Origin of the sequence: Microbacterium sp. (assembly GCF_029263575.1) — a bacterium.
GTDB lineage: Bacteria > Actinomycetota > Actinomycetes > Actinomycetales > Microbacteriaceae > Microbacterium.
The window spans coordinates 1-14,543 of sequence record NZ_JAJUFV010000004.1; the positions used below are offsets into that span (position 1 = coordinate 1).

At 65.6% G+C, this 14,543-nt stretch carries 15 protein-coding genes and 1 pseudogene; 11 read left to right on the plus strand and 5 right to left on the minus strand.

Going from position 1 to position 14,543, the window contains the following annotated elements; genetic code table 11:
* Positions 1-267 (plus strand): annotated as a pseudogene (locus Q1J95_RS00635) (hypothetical protein); the annotation flags it as partial.
* Positions 268-294: 27 nt separating this feature from the next.
* A complete protein-coding gene (locus Q1J95_RS00640) occupies positions 295-1,122 on the plus strand; it encodes an undecaprenyl-diphosphate phosphatase (protein ID WP_300265052.1) in 828 nt (275 codons plus the stop codon).
* Between the two features lies 1 nt (position 1,123).
* Here Q1J95_RS00640 and Q1J95_RS00645 read toward each other — a convergent pair whose 3' ends face one another.
* Positions 1,124-1,978, minus strand: a complete 855-nt coding sequence (locus Q1J95_RS00645; protein WP_300265055.1) for a PAC2 family protein — start codon at positions 1,976-1,978, stop codon at positions 1,124-1,126.
* Positions 1,979-2,078: 100 nt separating this feature from the next.
* On the opposite strand from Q1J95_RS00645, the gene Q1J95_RS00650 reads away from it, so the two are divergent.
* The 9 genes from Q1J95_RS00650 to lnt are packed head-to-tail and all read left to right on the plus strand — an operon-like array spanning position 2,079 to position 11,839.
* Positions 2,079-2,759: an HAD family phosphatase gene (locus Q1J95_RS00650; protein WP_300265189.1), complete on the plus strand. Its 681-nt coding sequence runs from the start codon at positions 2,079-2,081 to the stop codon at positions 2,757-2,759.
* Positions 2,756-3,772 (plus strand): tRNA (adenine-N1)-methyltransferase, encoded by a 1,017-nt coding sequence (locus Q1J95_RS00655; RefSeq protein WP_300265058.1) that lies wholly within the window; start codon positions 2,756-2,758, stop codon positions 3,770-3,772. The genes Q1J95_RS00650 and Q1J95_RS00655 overlap by 4 nt, the downstream gene beginning before the upstream one ends.
* A gap of 10 nt (positions 3,773-3,782) precedes the next feature.
* Positions 3,783-4,757, plus strand: coding sequence for an FKBP-type peptidyl-prolyl cis-trans isomerase (locus Q1J95_RS00660; RefSeq protein WP_300265061.1), 975 nt, complete (start codon positions 3,783-3,785; stop codon positions 4,755-4,757).
* Positions 4,757-5,743 carry a WYL domain-containing protein gene (locus Q1J95_RS00665; protein ID WP_300265064.1) on the plus strand — a complete coding sequence of 329 codons (987 nt, stop codon included), beginning with the start codon at positions 4,757-4,759 and terminating at the stop codon, positions 5,741-5,743. Before Q1J95_RS00660 ends, Q1J95_RS00665 begins: the two co-directional genes overlap by 1 nt.
* Positions 5,743-6,732, plus strand: coding sequence for a YafY family protein (locus Q1J95_RS00670; RefSeq protein ID WP_300265067.1), 990 nt, complete (start codon positions 5,743-5,745; stop codon positions 6,730-6,732). The genes Q1J95_RS00665 and Q1J95_RS00670 overlap by 1 nt, the downstream gene beginning before the upstream one ends.
* Before the next feature lie 30 nt (positions 6,733-6,762).
* Positions 6,763-7,008, plus strand: a complete 246-nt coding sequence (gene tatA / locus Q1J95_RS00675) for a twin-arginine translocase TatA/TatE family subunit (protein ID WP_300265070.1) — start codon at positions 6,763-6,765, stop codon at positions 7,006-7,008.
* A gap of 54 nt (positions 7,009-7,062) precedes the next feature.
* On the plus strand, positions 7,063-7,824 hold the full coding sequence (gene tatC, locus Q1J95_RS00680) for a twin-arginine translocase subunit TatC (RefSeq protein WP_300265073.1): 762 nt from the start codon (positions 7,063-7,065) through the stop codon (positions 7,822-7,824).
* Positions 7,821-10,295, plus strand: coding sequence for a DEAD/DEAH box helicase (locus Q1J95_RS00685; protein ID WP_300265076.1), 2,475 nt, complete (start codon positions 7,821-7,823; stop codon positions 10,293-10,295). Before tatC ends, Q1J95_RS00685 begins: the two co-directional genes overlap by 4 nt.
* Positions 10,296-10,306: 11 nt before the next feature.
* Positions 10,307-11,839 carry an apolipoprotein N-acyltransferase gene (lnt, locus tag Q1J95_RS00690; RefSeq protein WP_300265079.1) on the plus strand — a complete coding sequence of 511 codons (1,533 nt, stop codon included), beginning with the start codon at positions 10,307-10,309 and terminating at the stop codon, positions 11,837-11,839.
* Here the strand turns inward: lnt and Q1J95_RS00695 are convergent.
* The 4 genes from Q1J95_RS00695 to Q1J95_RS00710 form a co-directional block, all read right to left on the minus strand.
* Entirely contained in the window at positions 11,836-12,219 is a 384-nt protein-coding gene (locus tag Q1J95_RS00695; protein WP_300265082.1) for an RNA polymerase-binding protein RbpA, read from the minus strand. The two genes, lnt and Q1J95_RS00695, sit on opposite strands and share 4 nt — an antisense overlap.
* 114 nt (positions 12,220-12,333) lie before the next feature.
* Positions 12,334-13,104: a glycerophosphodiester phosphodiesterase family protein gene (locus Q1J95_RS00700; protein WP_300265085.1), complete on the minus strand. Its 771-nt coding sequence runs from the start codon at positions 13,102-13,104 to the stop codon at positions 12,334-12,336.
* A complete protein-coding gene (locus Q1J95_RS00705) occupies positions 13,101-14,033 on the minus strand; it encodes an SPFH domain-containing protein (RefSeq protein ID WP_300265087.1) in 933 nt (310 codons plus the stop codon). The genes Q1J95_RS00700 and Q1J95_RS00705 overlap by 4 nt, the downstream gene beginning before the upstream one ends.
* A gap of 8 nt (positions 14,034-14,041) precedes the next feature.
* Complete coding sequence (locus Q1J95_RS00710; RefSeq protein WP_300265090.1) at positions 14,042-14,515, minus strand: NfeD family protein; 474 nt, start codon at positions 14,513-14,515, stop codon at positions 14,042-14,044.
* Positions 14,516-14,543: the final 28 nt, after the last annotated feature.

A 14,543-nucleotide genomic window follows, 5' to 3' on the forward strand; every position in this document is an offset into this window, starting at 1 on the left:
CCGTTTGCCGGCGACCTGGTCGATCAGATGGTAGGCGCTCTCGGGCGGCACGACCCGGGAGTGCCAGTGATCCCGTACCTGCTCGGGGCTGGAACCGACAACAAGGCGCTTTCCCGCCTCGGTATCACCGGCTACGGATTCGCACCGCTTCGGCTTCCCGCAGATCTCGACTTCACAGGGATGTTTCACGGAGTCGACGAGCGCGTACCCGTAGACTCGCTTGTCTTCGGTCAGCAGGTTCTGACCGACCTGCTGCGCACGTACTGACGTGCTCGTCTGAACCAGAAGGCCCCCATGCACCTGCTCGAAGCTCTGTTCCTCGGCGTCATCCAGGGACTCACCGAGTTTCTCCCGATCTCCTCCAGCGCGCACTTGCGCATCGTCGGAACGTTCACCGGCTCCGGCGAGGACCCGGGGGCAGCCTTCACCGCGATCACACAGATCGGAACGGAAGCCGCCGTCGTGGTGTTCTTCTGGCGCGACATCACACGCATCATCGGCCACTGGTGCCGTTCACTCGTCGGCAAGCTGCCGCGCAACGACCCCGATACGCGCATGGGGTGGCTCATCATCATCGGCAGCGTCCCGATCGTTCTGCTCGGGCTGCTGTTCCAAGATCAGATCGAGACGGTGCTTCGCTCGATGTGGATCGTGGCGACGATGTTGATCGTGTTCGGCATCCTGCTCGGCATCGCCGACTACGTCGGAGCCAAGCGCCGAAAGCTCGATCAGATCACCTACCCGCATGGCATCCTCTACGGAATCGCGCAGGCGCTCGCGCTCATCCCCGGTGTCTCGCGTTCGGGCGGCACGATCACGATGGGGCTCTTCCTCGGCTACGAGCGCGCGGCGGCTGCCCGGTATGCGTTCCTGCTCGCGATCCCCGCGGTCTTCGGCAGCGGCTTCTACCAGGTGTTCAAGAGCTGGGATGCTCCGAATCAGTACTTCTCGATGGCGGAGACGATAGCGGCCACAGGCATCGCGTTCGTCGTCGCACTCGGTGTGATCGCCTTCTTCATGAGCTGGATCTCCAAGCGCAGCTTCTTGCCGTTCGTGATCTATCGCATCCTGCTCGGCGTGACGCTCTTCGTGCTGCTCGGCACCGGCGTGATCGCCGGCTGATCTAGCGTTTGCGCTCGCCCGGCCCGTCGCCCCGGCGGCGCAGGTAGCGCTCGAACGCCTGGGCGATCGCATCGCCGGATGCCTCGGGCGAATCCCAGGTGTCGCGGGTGCGCTCGAGCTGGTGAATGTACTCGGTCATCTCTTCGTCCTCGGCCGCAGCGGCGTCGATGGAGACCTCCCAGGCCGCCGCTTCTGTGCGGAGGCGCTCGCGGGGGAGATCGACGCCGGTGAGGTCGTGCAGTCGGTCAAGGAGGGCGAGCGTCGCCTTGGGGGAGGGCGCGGCTGTCGCAACGTAGTGCGGGACACTGGCCCACAGCGTCGCGGTCGGAATCCCGGCGGTCTCGGCGAAGTGCTCGAAGACACTCAGGATCCCGACGGGGCCCTCGTAGAGCGAGCGCTCCAGACCGAGCGTCTCGCGCACCTGCTCGTTGGAGCTCGCGGCGAACACCGAGATCGGCCGGGTGTGCGGCACATCCGAGAGCATGGCGCCTAGCGTCAGAACTCCGGTGATGTCATCGCGCAGCGCGATATCGATGAACTCGTTCGCGAACGCCTGCCAGGTGCGTGCGGGTTCGACTCCCGTGAGAATCCAGAACTCGGTGGAGCCGTCGCTCGGTGGCGTCGTCGGGCGCCACAGCGATGCCTCCGGCCAACGCAGTTCACGATGGCCGGTGGCATCCATGCGCGACGAGGGGCGGGTGTACTGATAATCGAAATAGAGCTCGGGATCCACCGTGTGCACGAGTTCGTACTCGGCGTTCTCGCGCAGCACCTCGATGACGCCGCTGGCCGCCTCGCCCGCATCGTTCCAGCCGTCAAAAGCGACGACGACAACGCGGCCTCCCAGCGCATCCATCGAGTTCTCCCTTCCGTCACGAACGTCGGTATCCCTCCAGGCTAGTCCGCGTGCGGCGGGTATGGTGCATAGGCCCGGATAGCATGGTGGAGTGACTTACATGCCGCGCGCGGTCCTCTGGGACATGGATGGAACACTGGTCGACACCGAGCCGTACTGGATGGCTGCAGAGACGGCGCTGATCGAGTCGTACGGCGGTACGTGGTCGCATGAGCAGGCACTCGAACTCGTCGGCAACGGTCTGCTGGAGAGCGCTACACAGCTGCGGGCCGCTGGCGTCGACATGGAACCCGATGCCATCGTCAACAAGCTCACCGACGACGTTCGCGCTGCCCTGGCGACCGAGGGCGTGCCGTTCCGGCCGGGGGCGAGAGAGTTGCTGCGTGACCTGCATGCGGCCGGCATCCGTACCGCCCTGGTGACCATGTCGCTGCGTCGTATGGCGCTCAATGTGGTCGATCTGATCGACTTCGACGCCTTCGAGTACGTTGTAGCCGGTGACGACGTCGCTCTTCCGAAGCCGCATCCGACCCCGTATCTGCAGGGTGCCGAGCTGCTGGGCATCGATATCGCCGAGGCGGTCGTCATCGAAGACTCGGGCACGGGGCTGCGCTCTGGCGTCGCTTCGGGAGCCGTCACACTCGGGGTGCCGCACATGATCCCGCTCGACGGGTACGGCGCGGATGCGCTCTGGCCGACGCTCGAGGGGCGAACGGCAGCCGACATCGTCGAGCTGTACGCGTCGACCAGGCAGGCGAAGGCTGCGGAGGCTCGTCCGTGACCGTTCCCGCTGCGCGCCCCAGCGGGCCGTTCCGCGAGGGCGACCGTGTTCAGCTCACCGGGCCGAAGAACCGACTGCACACCGTGACGTTGGCCGCTGACGGAGAACTGCACACCCACCACGGGGTGCTCTATCACCGTGATGTCATCGGCATACCCGATGGGTCTGTCGTGACGAACACGGCCGGGCATGAGTATCTCGCCCTGCGACCGCTGCTGCGCGACTTTGCGATGTCGATGCCACGCGGGGCGGCGATCGTCTATCCAAAGGATGCCGCGCAGATCGTGATGCAGGCCGACATCTTCCCGGGTGCGACGGTCGTGGAGGCCGGTGTCGGCTCCGGCGCGCTGTCGCTGTCACTGCTTCGTGCCGTCGGGCCGGCGGGCACGCTCGTCTCATTCGAACGCCGCGAAGAATTCGCCGAGGTGGCCAGCGCCAACGTGACGACGTTCTTCGGTGAGGTCCCTGATACCTGGCAGATCGTCGTCGGCGACCTTCTTGAGGCGCTTCCCGAACATATGGCGAACGGCAGTGTCGACCGGGTCGTGCTCGACATGCTGGCGCCCTGGGAGGTCATGGATGTCGTCGCGGATGCTCTGACTCCCGGGGGCGTCGTGCTGTGTTACGTGGCGACGGCGACCCAGCTGTCGCGCGTGGCCGAGTACATCCGCGGCATGGGAGTGTTCACCGACCCGGATGCCTCGGAGACGATGGTGCGCGGCTGGCATGTCGAGGGGCTCGCTGTGCGCCCGGATCACCGGATGGTCGCGCACACCGGATTCCTGCTCACCGCCCGCCGGCTGGCGCCGGGGACCATCGCACCCGAGGCGAAGCGCCGCGCATCGAAGTCGAGCTACGGCGACGACGATGTTGAACTGTGGACTCCCGGCGCCGTCGGCGATCGGGAGATCACCGACAAGAACCTGAGAAAACGCGCGCGTGAAGCGGGCAGAGCTGCCGAAGGCGTGCTGTCAGCGGCCGCGGTGCGCGACGACGAGCACCGTTCGCAATAGACTGGAGCGCGTGCGTAAAACGTCTGCCGCTCTGGCCTCATTCAGCCTTGCTCTCGTCGCCCTGACCGGGTGCACCGCGACACTATCGTTCGACGGCGCTGCATGTGACCGTGCGTCATCGACCAGCGGCATCGACGACATCGCGACGATCTCCGGCGACATCGGCACCGAGCCCGATGTCGAGGTCTTCACGCCGATCGGGGCCGAGAGCAGTAGCTTCAGCGATGTGGTCGTCGGCGACGGTCCTGCGCTGACGAGTGCGACCCAGAGCGCGGTGATCGAGTTCTCGCTCTTCTCCGGCAAGACGGGCGAACCCATCGCGGGCACGGCGTACGACGAAGAGCAGCAGCAACTCGTGAGCATCGGCTACTGGGCGCAGCGGGTCCCCGCCTTCGGCGAGGCGCTGGAATGCGCCACCGGCGGCAGCCGGGTGCTGTCGGTCGTCACACCAGAAGACTTCGGTGCGCAGAACCTCACGGGTTTCGGCCTCGATGAGGATGAGCCGGTGATCGCGGTCTTCGATATCACCAAGGCTTTCCCCTCCCAGGCTGACGGCGCTCCGCAGTACAACGACGCTGCCGGCATGCCCACGGTCGTCCGCGCGCCCGATGGCCGCCCCGGCATCATCGTGCCGCTGAATGACCCGCCGAAGGACCTCGTGGTGCAGACCCTCATAAAGGGCGACGGTGAGAAGGTCGCGGAAGACGACACCCTGCTCGTCAACTACACCGGCGTGACCTGGGCAGATCGCACGGTCTTCGACTCGTCGTGGGACCGCGGCGCGGCGACGTTCGACATGGCCCAGCTCATCCCCGGTTTCACCCAGGGGCTCACCGGTCAGACCGTCGGATCCCAGGTGCTCATCGTCGTCCCGCCGGAGCTCGGTTACGGCGACCAGGCCAGCGGCGCGATCCCGGCAGAATCCACGCTGGTGTTCGTCGTCGACATCCTCGGCATCGATCCTCCGGCAGCGCCGCAGCAGTGATGGCCACCCGAATCCCGCCGGAAGAGCGTCAGACGAACCTCGTCGTGGCGCTGATGGCCACGGAGGTCGGGCTCACGAAACAGCAGATCCTCGACAACATCTCCGGCTACCGTCAGCGCGCCGAGGCCGGTGCGCGTCCTGACGCGCTGGAGAAGATGTTCGAGCGCGACAAAGACGAGCTGCGTGCCCTCGGCGTGCCGGTCGAGACGATCGGCGACCCGACTGACCCGAACGATCTGCGTGAGGCGCGCTACCGCATTCCTAAGGCGGAGTACGACCTTCCCGCCGACGTGGAGTTCAGCGCTGCCGAACTGGCCGTTCTGACGTTGGCCGGCAGCGTGTGGAGCGCTGAGTCTTCGTCGGCGGATGCTCAGGCCGGTGTCCGCAAGATCCGCGCCCTCGGCATCGATGGCGACGAGCCGATCATCGGATTCGCCCCTCGAATCACGACCCGTGAGGCGGCCTTCATCCCGCTGCAGAATGCGATCGAGTCGAGCCGGGTCGTCAGCTTCGACTACCTGAAACCGGGGGAGCAGTCTCCCGGGCGCCGACAGATCGAACCGCTTGCGCTGTTGGATTATGAAGCTCGCTGGCATGTCTACGGCATCGATATCGATGCGGACGACGAACGCACGTTCCTGCTCAGCCGCATCGTCGGTGAGGTCACCGTGACCAAGCGCTCCTTTGACGCGGGCCTGCGCGATGGCGCGGGCGAGCGCGCATTGGCCGGCCTCGAGGCGGTCGCAGCCCGGAACTCGGCGCTGCTGGAGATCACTCCGGGAACGGAGGCGTCCCTGCGGCTCGGCCGACGCGCGCGGTCAGAGGTGCAGGGGTATCGCGTGCCTTTCGTCGACATGCACATCCTTGCGGATGAGCTTGCCTCGTACGGTCCGGAGGTGCGGGTGGTCGAACCGGCTGCGCTTCGCAATGCGGTGGTTTCGCGCCTGCAGGCGACTGCCGCGGCTCACCCTGAGAGGGGGGAGTGATGTCTGAGCCCGCCCGCGCCGCGCTGTCGGGCGATCGCGTTCGCGCGTATCTCACTCTGGTTCCTTACCTGCTCGAGCGCGGGCAGGTGTCGCTGGCCGAAGCCGCACGCGAGTTCGACGTCACGGTCGACGTCATGCGCAGCATGGTCGAGAAGCTCACCGTGATCGGCCTCCCCGGCGAGGGCGGTTACTGGCAGCAACCGCACGAGATGTTCGATATCAACTGGGATCTGCTCGATGACGAAGACATCATCGAGATCACCAACGACGTCGGGCTCCGCCGGGTGCCGCGCTTCACCGCACGCGAGGCGGCCGCGCTGCTGGCCGGGCTGCAGATGGTCGCGGCGGTCCCTGCCGTGTCTGATTCGGGACTGGTCGCCGGTCTGATCGCCAAGCTGTCTCGCTCGGCGGCGGATGCCCCGGCAGACGTCGTGATCGTACCCGGTGCGGTCGACACGGTCCGCGATGTGGTCGCTCAGGCGCTGCAGCGGCGTGTGGCGGTGTCGTTTCGCTATCAGGCTCCGGATGCGCCGGCGACGACGCGCACAGTCGACCCGGTTCAGGTGCTCATCACGAACGGACAGTGGTATCTGCAGGGCTGGTGCCATCTGCGCCAGGCAATGCGGACCTTCCACCTTGACCGTGTCGGACAGCCGGAGCTGACGGAGATCGCGATCACACATGCGGAAGACCACGTCCCCGAGGCTTTCAACTCGATCGGAGACGATGACATCGTCGTCGTTCGCGTGCCGCGACGGCTGTTGCCGTTGCTCGGAGACTATGCGCGCGATGACAACACGCAGGTGGACGATGACTCTGCGATCGTGCGGATCACGATGGCCGACCCCCGTGGCGTCAAACGTCTTGCCGGGCGTTTCGGCGGCGCGCTGGAGGTGCTCGACCCGCCTGCCGGACGCACGGCTGCCCGGGAATGGGCGGTTGCAGGACTCGCGCTCTACCACGAGCCCATAGACGGTGCCGACGGTTAGACTGTTAGCGAAACGACGAAGGAGAATCACATGGGCGCATTCGGCTGGCCACACCTGCTGATCATCCTCGCCGTCATCTTGCTGCTTTTCGGGGCAGCCAAGCTTCCGGCGCTCGCGAAGAGCATGGGTCAATCGGCCCGCGTCTTCCGGGGCGAGATGAAGGCGATGAAGAACGACGACACCGTTGCTGATTCTGAAGCGGCGGCTCCCGCGCAACGCGAAGAGGGCGCAGCGACCCACACGAGCGACCCGGGCACTCCACCGCGAACGCCGTAGTCCGTGGCTGCAGTTTCTTCTGAGCGGACAGGTAAGCCGGGGCGCGATCGGCGGATGCCGCTGAGGCAGCACCTCGTCGAGCTGCGAAAACGCCTGCTCATCGCCGTCATCGGTTTGATCGTCGGCATGGTCATCGCGTTCATCGTGACCGATTCACTCATCGCGCTGCTGGCGACACCCATCGAGAACATCGCTGACGAGGCGGGTCGCGAGTACACACGGCTGAACTTCGGCGGTGTCACCAGCGGCTTCGATCTGCGTATGCGCATATCCTTCGCGATCGGGCTGTTGCTGTCAGCGCCCATCTGGCTGTGGCAGATCTGGGCGTTCATCATGCCCGGGCTCACGCGTCGAGAAGTCGCCTACACCTGGGGGTTCCTCGGCGCGGCCATCCCGCTCTTCTTCGGGGGATGCACCGTGGCTTTCTTCGTGCTCCCGCATGTGATCGAGATCATGGCTGGCTTCGTGCCATCGGGGATGGCGCAGTTCTACGACTATTCGACCTACTACGACTTCGTCTTCAAGTTCCTTCTCGTCGTCGGCGTCGCCTTCGTGCTCCCTGTTTTCCTCGTCGCGCTCAACGTCGCGGGCGTGATCTCAGGGCGTGAGATCCTCAAGGGCTGGCGTGTTGCGATCCTGATCTGCACGGTGTTCGCAGCGATTGCCACACCGCCCGCCGATGTGTTCTCGATGCTCCTGCTGATGGGCGCGATGATCGTCCTCTTCTTCGCGGCCGCGCTCGTATCGCTGCTGTTCGACCGTCGAAAGAAGAAGAAGGTCGCAGCCGACGGTCTCCTTCCGGACGCGGGCGCATGAGTTCTCCGGCTGAGCGCTACGCGGCCGCGCGAGACGCAGCGGCTCATCCCGAAACAACAGCGTTCGCGGCCAGGCAGCGATTCGATCTCGATCCCTTCCAGATCGAGGGCTGTCACGCGCTCGAGCGCGGTCGCAGCGTGCTGGTGGCCGCACCGACAGGAGCAGGCAAGACCGTCGTGGGCGAGTTCGCGATCCATCTCGCGATGCAGACCCCCGGTGACAAGGCGTTCTACACGACGCCTATGAAAGCGCTGTCGAACCAGAAGTTTCGTGAACTCGTCGATGTCTACGGTGCCGACCAGGTCGGCCTGCTCACCGGCGACACGAACATCAACGGCAACGCCCGCATCGTCGTGATGACGACGGAAGTGCTGCGCAACATGATCTACGCCGCCTCGGCGGCGTTGCGAGATCTTCGCTACGTCATCATGGACGAAGTGCACTATCTCGCTGACCGCTTCCGCGGCGCCGTGTGGGAAGAGGTCATCATCCACCTGCCGTCAGCGGTGCGTCTCGTCTCCCTGAGCGCCACTGTGTCGAACGCTGAGGAGTTCGGTGACTGGCTCGACACGGTGCGCGGCGACACCGAGGTGATCGTGTCGGAGATCCGGCCGGTGCCACTCGAACAGCATGTCCTCGTTCGCGACGACCTGCTGCCGCTCTTCGACGACCGTGCGGGTATCGCTACGGCTCAGGTGAATCAAGAGCTCATGCGCATCCGCTCCTTCACCGGATCGCACTACGACCAGAATCGCCGAGCGCAGTCCTATCGCAGCAACCGTCATGCCGGTCGCAATGCGCCCCGGCCCAACAAAGGCGGGCGGCGTCCTGTGCGGTCGGCGAACGTGCGCCGCATCGAACGGATGGACCGACCCGACGTCGTGCGGCTGCTGGAGCGCACCAATCTTCTCCCGGCGATCTTCTTCATCTTCAGCCGGGTGGGCTGTGACGCAGCCGTGCAGCAGATGCGGCGTGCGGGCATGCGCCTGACGACGGCGGAGGAGCGTGCACAGATCCGGGAGTTCGTCCACGAGCGCACGCGGAACCTGCAGGACGAGGACCTCGGTGTGCTCGGCTACTTCGAATGGCTGGACAATCTCGAGCGCGGCGTGGCGTCTCATCACGCCGGCCTGCTCCCCGCTTTCAAAGAGGTCGTCGAAGAGCTGTTCCGGCGCAAACTCGTGAAGGTCGTGTTCGCGACGGAGACACTCGCGCTGGGCATCAACATGCCCGCGCGCACGGTCGTGCTGGAGAAGATGGAGAAGTTCAACGGCGAAGCGCGCGTCGCGATCACGTCGGGGGAGTACACGCAGCTCACCGGTCGTGCGGGCCGCCGCGGCATCGATGTCGAAGGGCACGCGGTGGTGCAGTGGACCGAGGGCATGGATCCGCAGGCTGTGGCCGCTCTCGCCTCGCGGCGAACGTATCCGCTGAACTCGAGCTTCCGACCCACGTACAACATGGCGGTCAACCTCATCGACATGTTCGGCCGCGCGCGGGCGAGACAGGTCTTGGAATCGTCCTTCGCGCAGTTCCAGGCCGATCGCGCTGTCGTCGGTCTCGCTCGACAGGTGCGCGAGGCAGAAGAGTCACTGGCGGGCTATCTCAGCGCGATGGAATGCGACCGCGGTGACTTCGCCGATTACGCCGGCATCCGTCGCGAGCTCAGCGATCTCGAGAAGAAGAACCGGCAGGACGCCAGCGCGCCGAAGGGGGCGCGAGAGAAACGGCTCAAGCGCATTCAGAGCTTGCGCACGCGCATGCAGCGCCACTCATGCCACAATTGCCCCGATCGGGAGGCGCATGCGCGCTGGGCCGAGCGGTACTGGAAGCTGAAGCGGCAGACCGACCGAACGCGCAAGCAGATCGAGACCCGCACGGGAACCGTCGCTCGTGTCTTCGATCGGGTGGTCGAGGTGCTTTTCGCGCTCGAGTATGTGACCGGCGCGGACGACGAGATTCACCTGACGGAAGCCGGGCGCACTATGCGTAGGATCTACGGTGAGCGCGATCTGCTGGTCGCAGAATCCCTGCGACAGGGGCTCTGGAAGGGCCTGGATGCGCCGTCGCTCGCCGCGATGGCCTGCTGTCTGGTGTACGAGCCGCGCCGCGACGAGGCCGGCTCTGGGGAGCGAGGACTTCCGCGCGGCGCCTTCCGTGGTGCGTTCGCGAAGACGAGTGAGCTGTGGGCTGAGCTGGACGATCTCGAGCAGGATCATCATCTGCCGGGTTCGGAGCCGCTCGCCTCCGGTCTCGCTGGCGCGATGCACGCGTGGGCGCGCGGAGCGCTGCTTGACCGCGTACTCATCGATGCGGACATGGCGGCCGGTGATTTCGTGCGGTGGGCGAAGCAGACGATCGATCTGCTGGATCAGCTCTCGATCGTCGCGGAGGACGGTGATGTCGCGCGCACCGCGCGACAGGCTCTCGACGGCGTACGTCGCGGCATCGTCGCATACTCCACGATGTGAGAATGTAACGGATGCCTTCTCCTGTTGCCGCGCGGCGGCCTCGTCCGCTCCTGCCACTGTGGGCCGCGCTGCTGGCCGCGGCGGTTTCGGGCGTGCTCATGGACCTCACCTATCCATCAGCGGCGGTGTGGATACTCGCTTTCCCCAGCGTCGCGCTCGTGCTGATGTCGCTGATAGGACGCCGGGCCGGGAGTGCGCTACTGGTCGGGTTCGTGCACGGCGGGGTGTTCTTCTTCCTCCTGGTGTCGTGGACGTCGCGCTATCTCGGTGTGATCCCATGGGCGGCGCTGGCGCTGCTGGAGGCTGCTCTCACCGCCGTCGGGCTGATCGTGATCACGCTGGCCTACCGGTGGCTTCCTCGGGCTCTTCCTGGCGCGCTGGGGCGCATGCTGGTGCTTCCGACGGTGATTGGCGCGCTGTGGGTCGGTGTCGAGCTTCTGCGCGGCACGTGGCCGTACACGGGCTTCCCCTGGGCCCGCCTCGGCATGACGCAGTCAGAGAGCCCCTTGGGCGCTGTCACCTCGTGGCTCGGGGTGAGCGGCTTGAGCTTCCTCATCGTGTTCGTCACGGCGATGGCGATCGAGAGCGTACGGATTCGGCTGTGGCGCCGCCCGCGGCGGCTCATCGCCCCGGTGGCGGCCGTTGTCGCTCTGTTTCTCGTTCCAGCCTTTCCCACCACGGCGGTCGGGACGATGCGCATCGGCGCTGTTCAGGGGAACGGTCCGACCGGCTACTTCGATGACCGTGAACCGTACTCGGTCATCCAAGCCCAGACGGATGCGACACAGCCGCTGTTCGGCGAGCAGATGGATCTGCTCGTATGGCCGGAGGGCGGCCTCGGAGGAGACCCGCTCAACGACGGCTCTCTGGCCCGCCGCATGACGCGAATTTCCAACCAGATCGATGCTCCGCTGTTGGCCAATGCGGCCACGGCGCGCGGCGAAGAGTACTTCAACACGTCGATGCTCTGGACAAAAGACGGTGAGGTCGAACAGAGCCACGACAAGCGATATCCGGTGCCGTTCGGCGAGTACGTCCCCGACCGTGCGTTCTACTACGCGATCGTCCCTGATCTGATCGGACTGATCGGTCGTGAGTACTCGCATGGCACGAACCCGCCGATCATCGACGTCGATGACGTGCTGGTCGGCCTCGCCATCTGCTTCGATGTGATCTACGACGACGTCATCGCCGAGGGAGTGCACGGCGGAGCCGACGTGCTCGTCTTCCAGACGAACAACGCCGATTTCCGCGGCACGGATGAGAACCAGCAGCAGCTGGCATTCGCGCGCACCCGCGCCATAGAGACCGGACGCAGTGTCGTGAACATCTCCACGGTCGGCACCAGCCAGGTCATCGGCCCCGACGGCACGACGATCTCTGCGCTCGACACAGATGAGGCCGGAGCGATGCTCGAAGAAGTCGAGCTCCGCTCCGGCCTCACGGCAGGAGTCGTCCTGGGCCCCTGGGTGCAGCAGGTGCTGCTGTGGGGCGGTCTGGGCGCGCTGATCTTCGGGTGGTGGCGCGCCCGGCGTCGTCGCTAAGCGCCGATCTTGTCGCGGTTGGATTCCTCACCGGCACCGCGACGCGCACGGATGAATGCGAGGCGCTCTTCGAGCAGCTCTTCGAGCTCGGCACGGGTACGGCGCTCAAGCAGCATGTCCCAGTGGGTACGTGCAGCCTTCTCGTCGGTAGCCTCGGGGGTGATGGTCTCACCGTCGACACGCAACACGGCGGCAGCACCGCACGAACGGCACTCCCACGTCTGCGGCGGTTCAGCGTCCGACGCGAACATCAGCGTGGTGACATGCTTACACGCGTCGCACTTGTATGTGGTCTCGCGGCGCTCCATGAAAACGACGCCCTCTTCGCTCTGTAGGCTCTGGGCGCCGAGCCGGATGCCGCGCAGGCTGCGATCTGCCATTTTGTGGTCCTCTCGTCTGCTGTCAGGTATACCGGGCGCGCCTGTGTGCCTGCTCAATACGGCCGCATTCGCGGGGGCATTCACAGGGGAATCTCAGGCCTGCGATCAACCCGGTCAAGAAAGCGCTTGCACGGCGAGTTCGGCCCTGTCTGTCACGATGCCGTCGACGCCGTTGGCCACGAGGCCGCGCATGTCATCTGCGTCGTTGATGGTCCACACGTGGACTTCGACGCCGAGCCGGTGAGCGGCGGCGATAAGGCCGGGAGTCAGCACCCGCACGACACCGAAGCGTTCGGGGATTTGGAGCGCATCGATCCCCTGGAGCAGGCGAGCGGGGGAGAGGCGCAGCGCACTGAGCACCCGTACGCGGATCATCGTCTGCTGCCCCGCAGAGGTGGCTGGGCGGATGGCCGCTCCGGCAGCCAGCACAGCGTCGACGGCACGAGCGCGTCGAACGTCGGAGAAGCTCGTCAGAAGAACGCGGTGCGCATGTCTGGCGATGATGGGTCCCAGTGCGGGGGCCGCGGCATCCGTCTTGACGTCGATATTGAACCGCGTCTCGGGAAACATCTCGAGCATCTCAGCGACCGTCAGCAACCCGCCGTAGGGAGACAGCAGGTGGGCGAGCTCGCTCGTGCGCACGTCTGCGATGGCGCGGTCGTCGCCGAGCAGACGCGACAGCGTCGCGTCGTGGAAGAGCACGACGTCGCCGTCCGCTGTTACGCGACAGTCCGTTTCGATGTACTCGACCCCCGCAGCATGTGCGGCGGCGAAGGCGGCCGCCGTGTTCTCCCATACCGGCATGCTCTCGCCCGGCGGGGTCGCCAGACCGCGATGAGCGAGAATGCGCGGATGCCGTGCCTTCTCGAAATACGGGTGCGTCACGCGCGGGGATCTCCTGCGGGCGGCTGGCCGGTGTCGGCACGCGGTGCGAACGCGCTGCCGAGGCCCTTCAGCGCCTCGGTGAGCTCGCTGGGAATGATCCACAGCTTGCTGGACTCGCTCTCGGCGACCTTCGGCAGCATCTGCAGGTACTGGTAGGCGAGGAGCTTGTCGTCGGGCGCACCCTGGTGAATCGAGGCGAACACGTTCTGAATGGCTTCGGCCTCGCCCTGTGCGCGGAGCACAGCTGCCTGCTTGTCGCCCTCGGCACGAAGGATCTCTGCCTGGCGCGCGCCTTCAGCCTCGAGAATCGCCGATTGCTTCGTGCCCTCCGCGGTGAGGATCGCAGCACGACGGTCGCGCTCCGCGCGCATCTGCTTCTCCATGGAATCCTGGATCGACAGGGGCGGGTCGATGGCTTTGAGCTCGACACGGCCGACACGGATGCCCCATTTTCCCGTGGCCTCGTCGAGCACGACGCGCAACTGTCCGTTGATGTTGTCGCGGCTGGTGAGGGCCTCTTCCAGGTTCAGCCCACCGACGACGTTGCGCAGGGTCGTGGTCGTCAGCTGCTCGACGGCACCGAGGTAGTTCGCGATCTCGTATGTCGCCGCTCGCGCATCGGTGACCTGAAAATAGACGACGGTGTCGATCGAGACGACGAGGTTGTCTTCTGTGATCACCGGCTGCGGAGGAAACGACACCACTTGCTCTCGCATATCGATCAGCGGGCGCAGGCGGTCGATGAAGGGGACGAGGATGTTGAGCCCCGGCGTCAGCGTCTTGTGATACCGGCCGAGGCGCTCGACCACACCGGCCGTCGCCTGAGGAATGATGCGGATTGCGCGAGCGACGGTGACCACCACGAAGATGATCACGGCGATCGCGAGGATCCATCCGATCGCGGTGGGGATGAACGAGGAATCGTCCATGGTGGCTCCTAGTCGTTTACAGGCCGGACTATGGCAGTCGCACCGTTGATCGCGGATACCGCGATCGGGGCGCCCTGGGGGATGCTGACGGATGATTCGGTGCGAGCGGTCCAGGTGTCGCCGTTGCTGAGCTTCGCCTGCCCCGAGATGCGGGTGATGTCGGCGAGCGCTGTGCCGCGAAGCTCGACAAGCGCGTCGACGTTTGATTTCGTGGGGTCTTCGCCTCGGTGCAAGCGCCGAAGGAGGGGTGGCCTGAGCACGAGAATGAACAGCGCCGCTGCTGCGGCCGCGATGATCAGCTGGGCCCAGACAGGCAGACCGAGAAGATCGGCGACGAGGCCCAGGCCACCGCCGAGGCCGAGCATGAGGAATGTGAAATCGAGGGTGAGCATCTCGATCACGAGAAACACAGCGATCAAGACGAGCCAGCCGATCCAGGCCCATTGATCGACGAGTTCGATGAAGACGGAAACGTCGTCCATGTGTCCTCCTTGTCGTCAACTTACCACG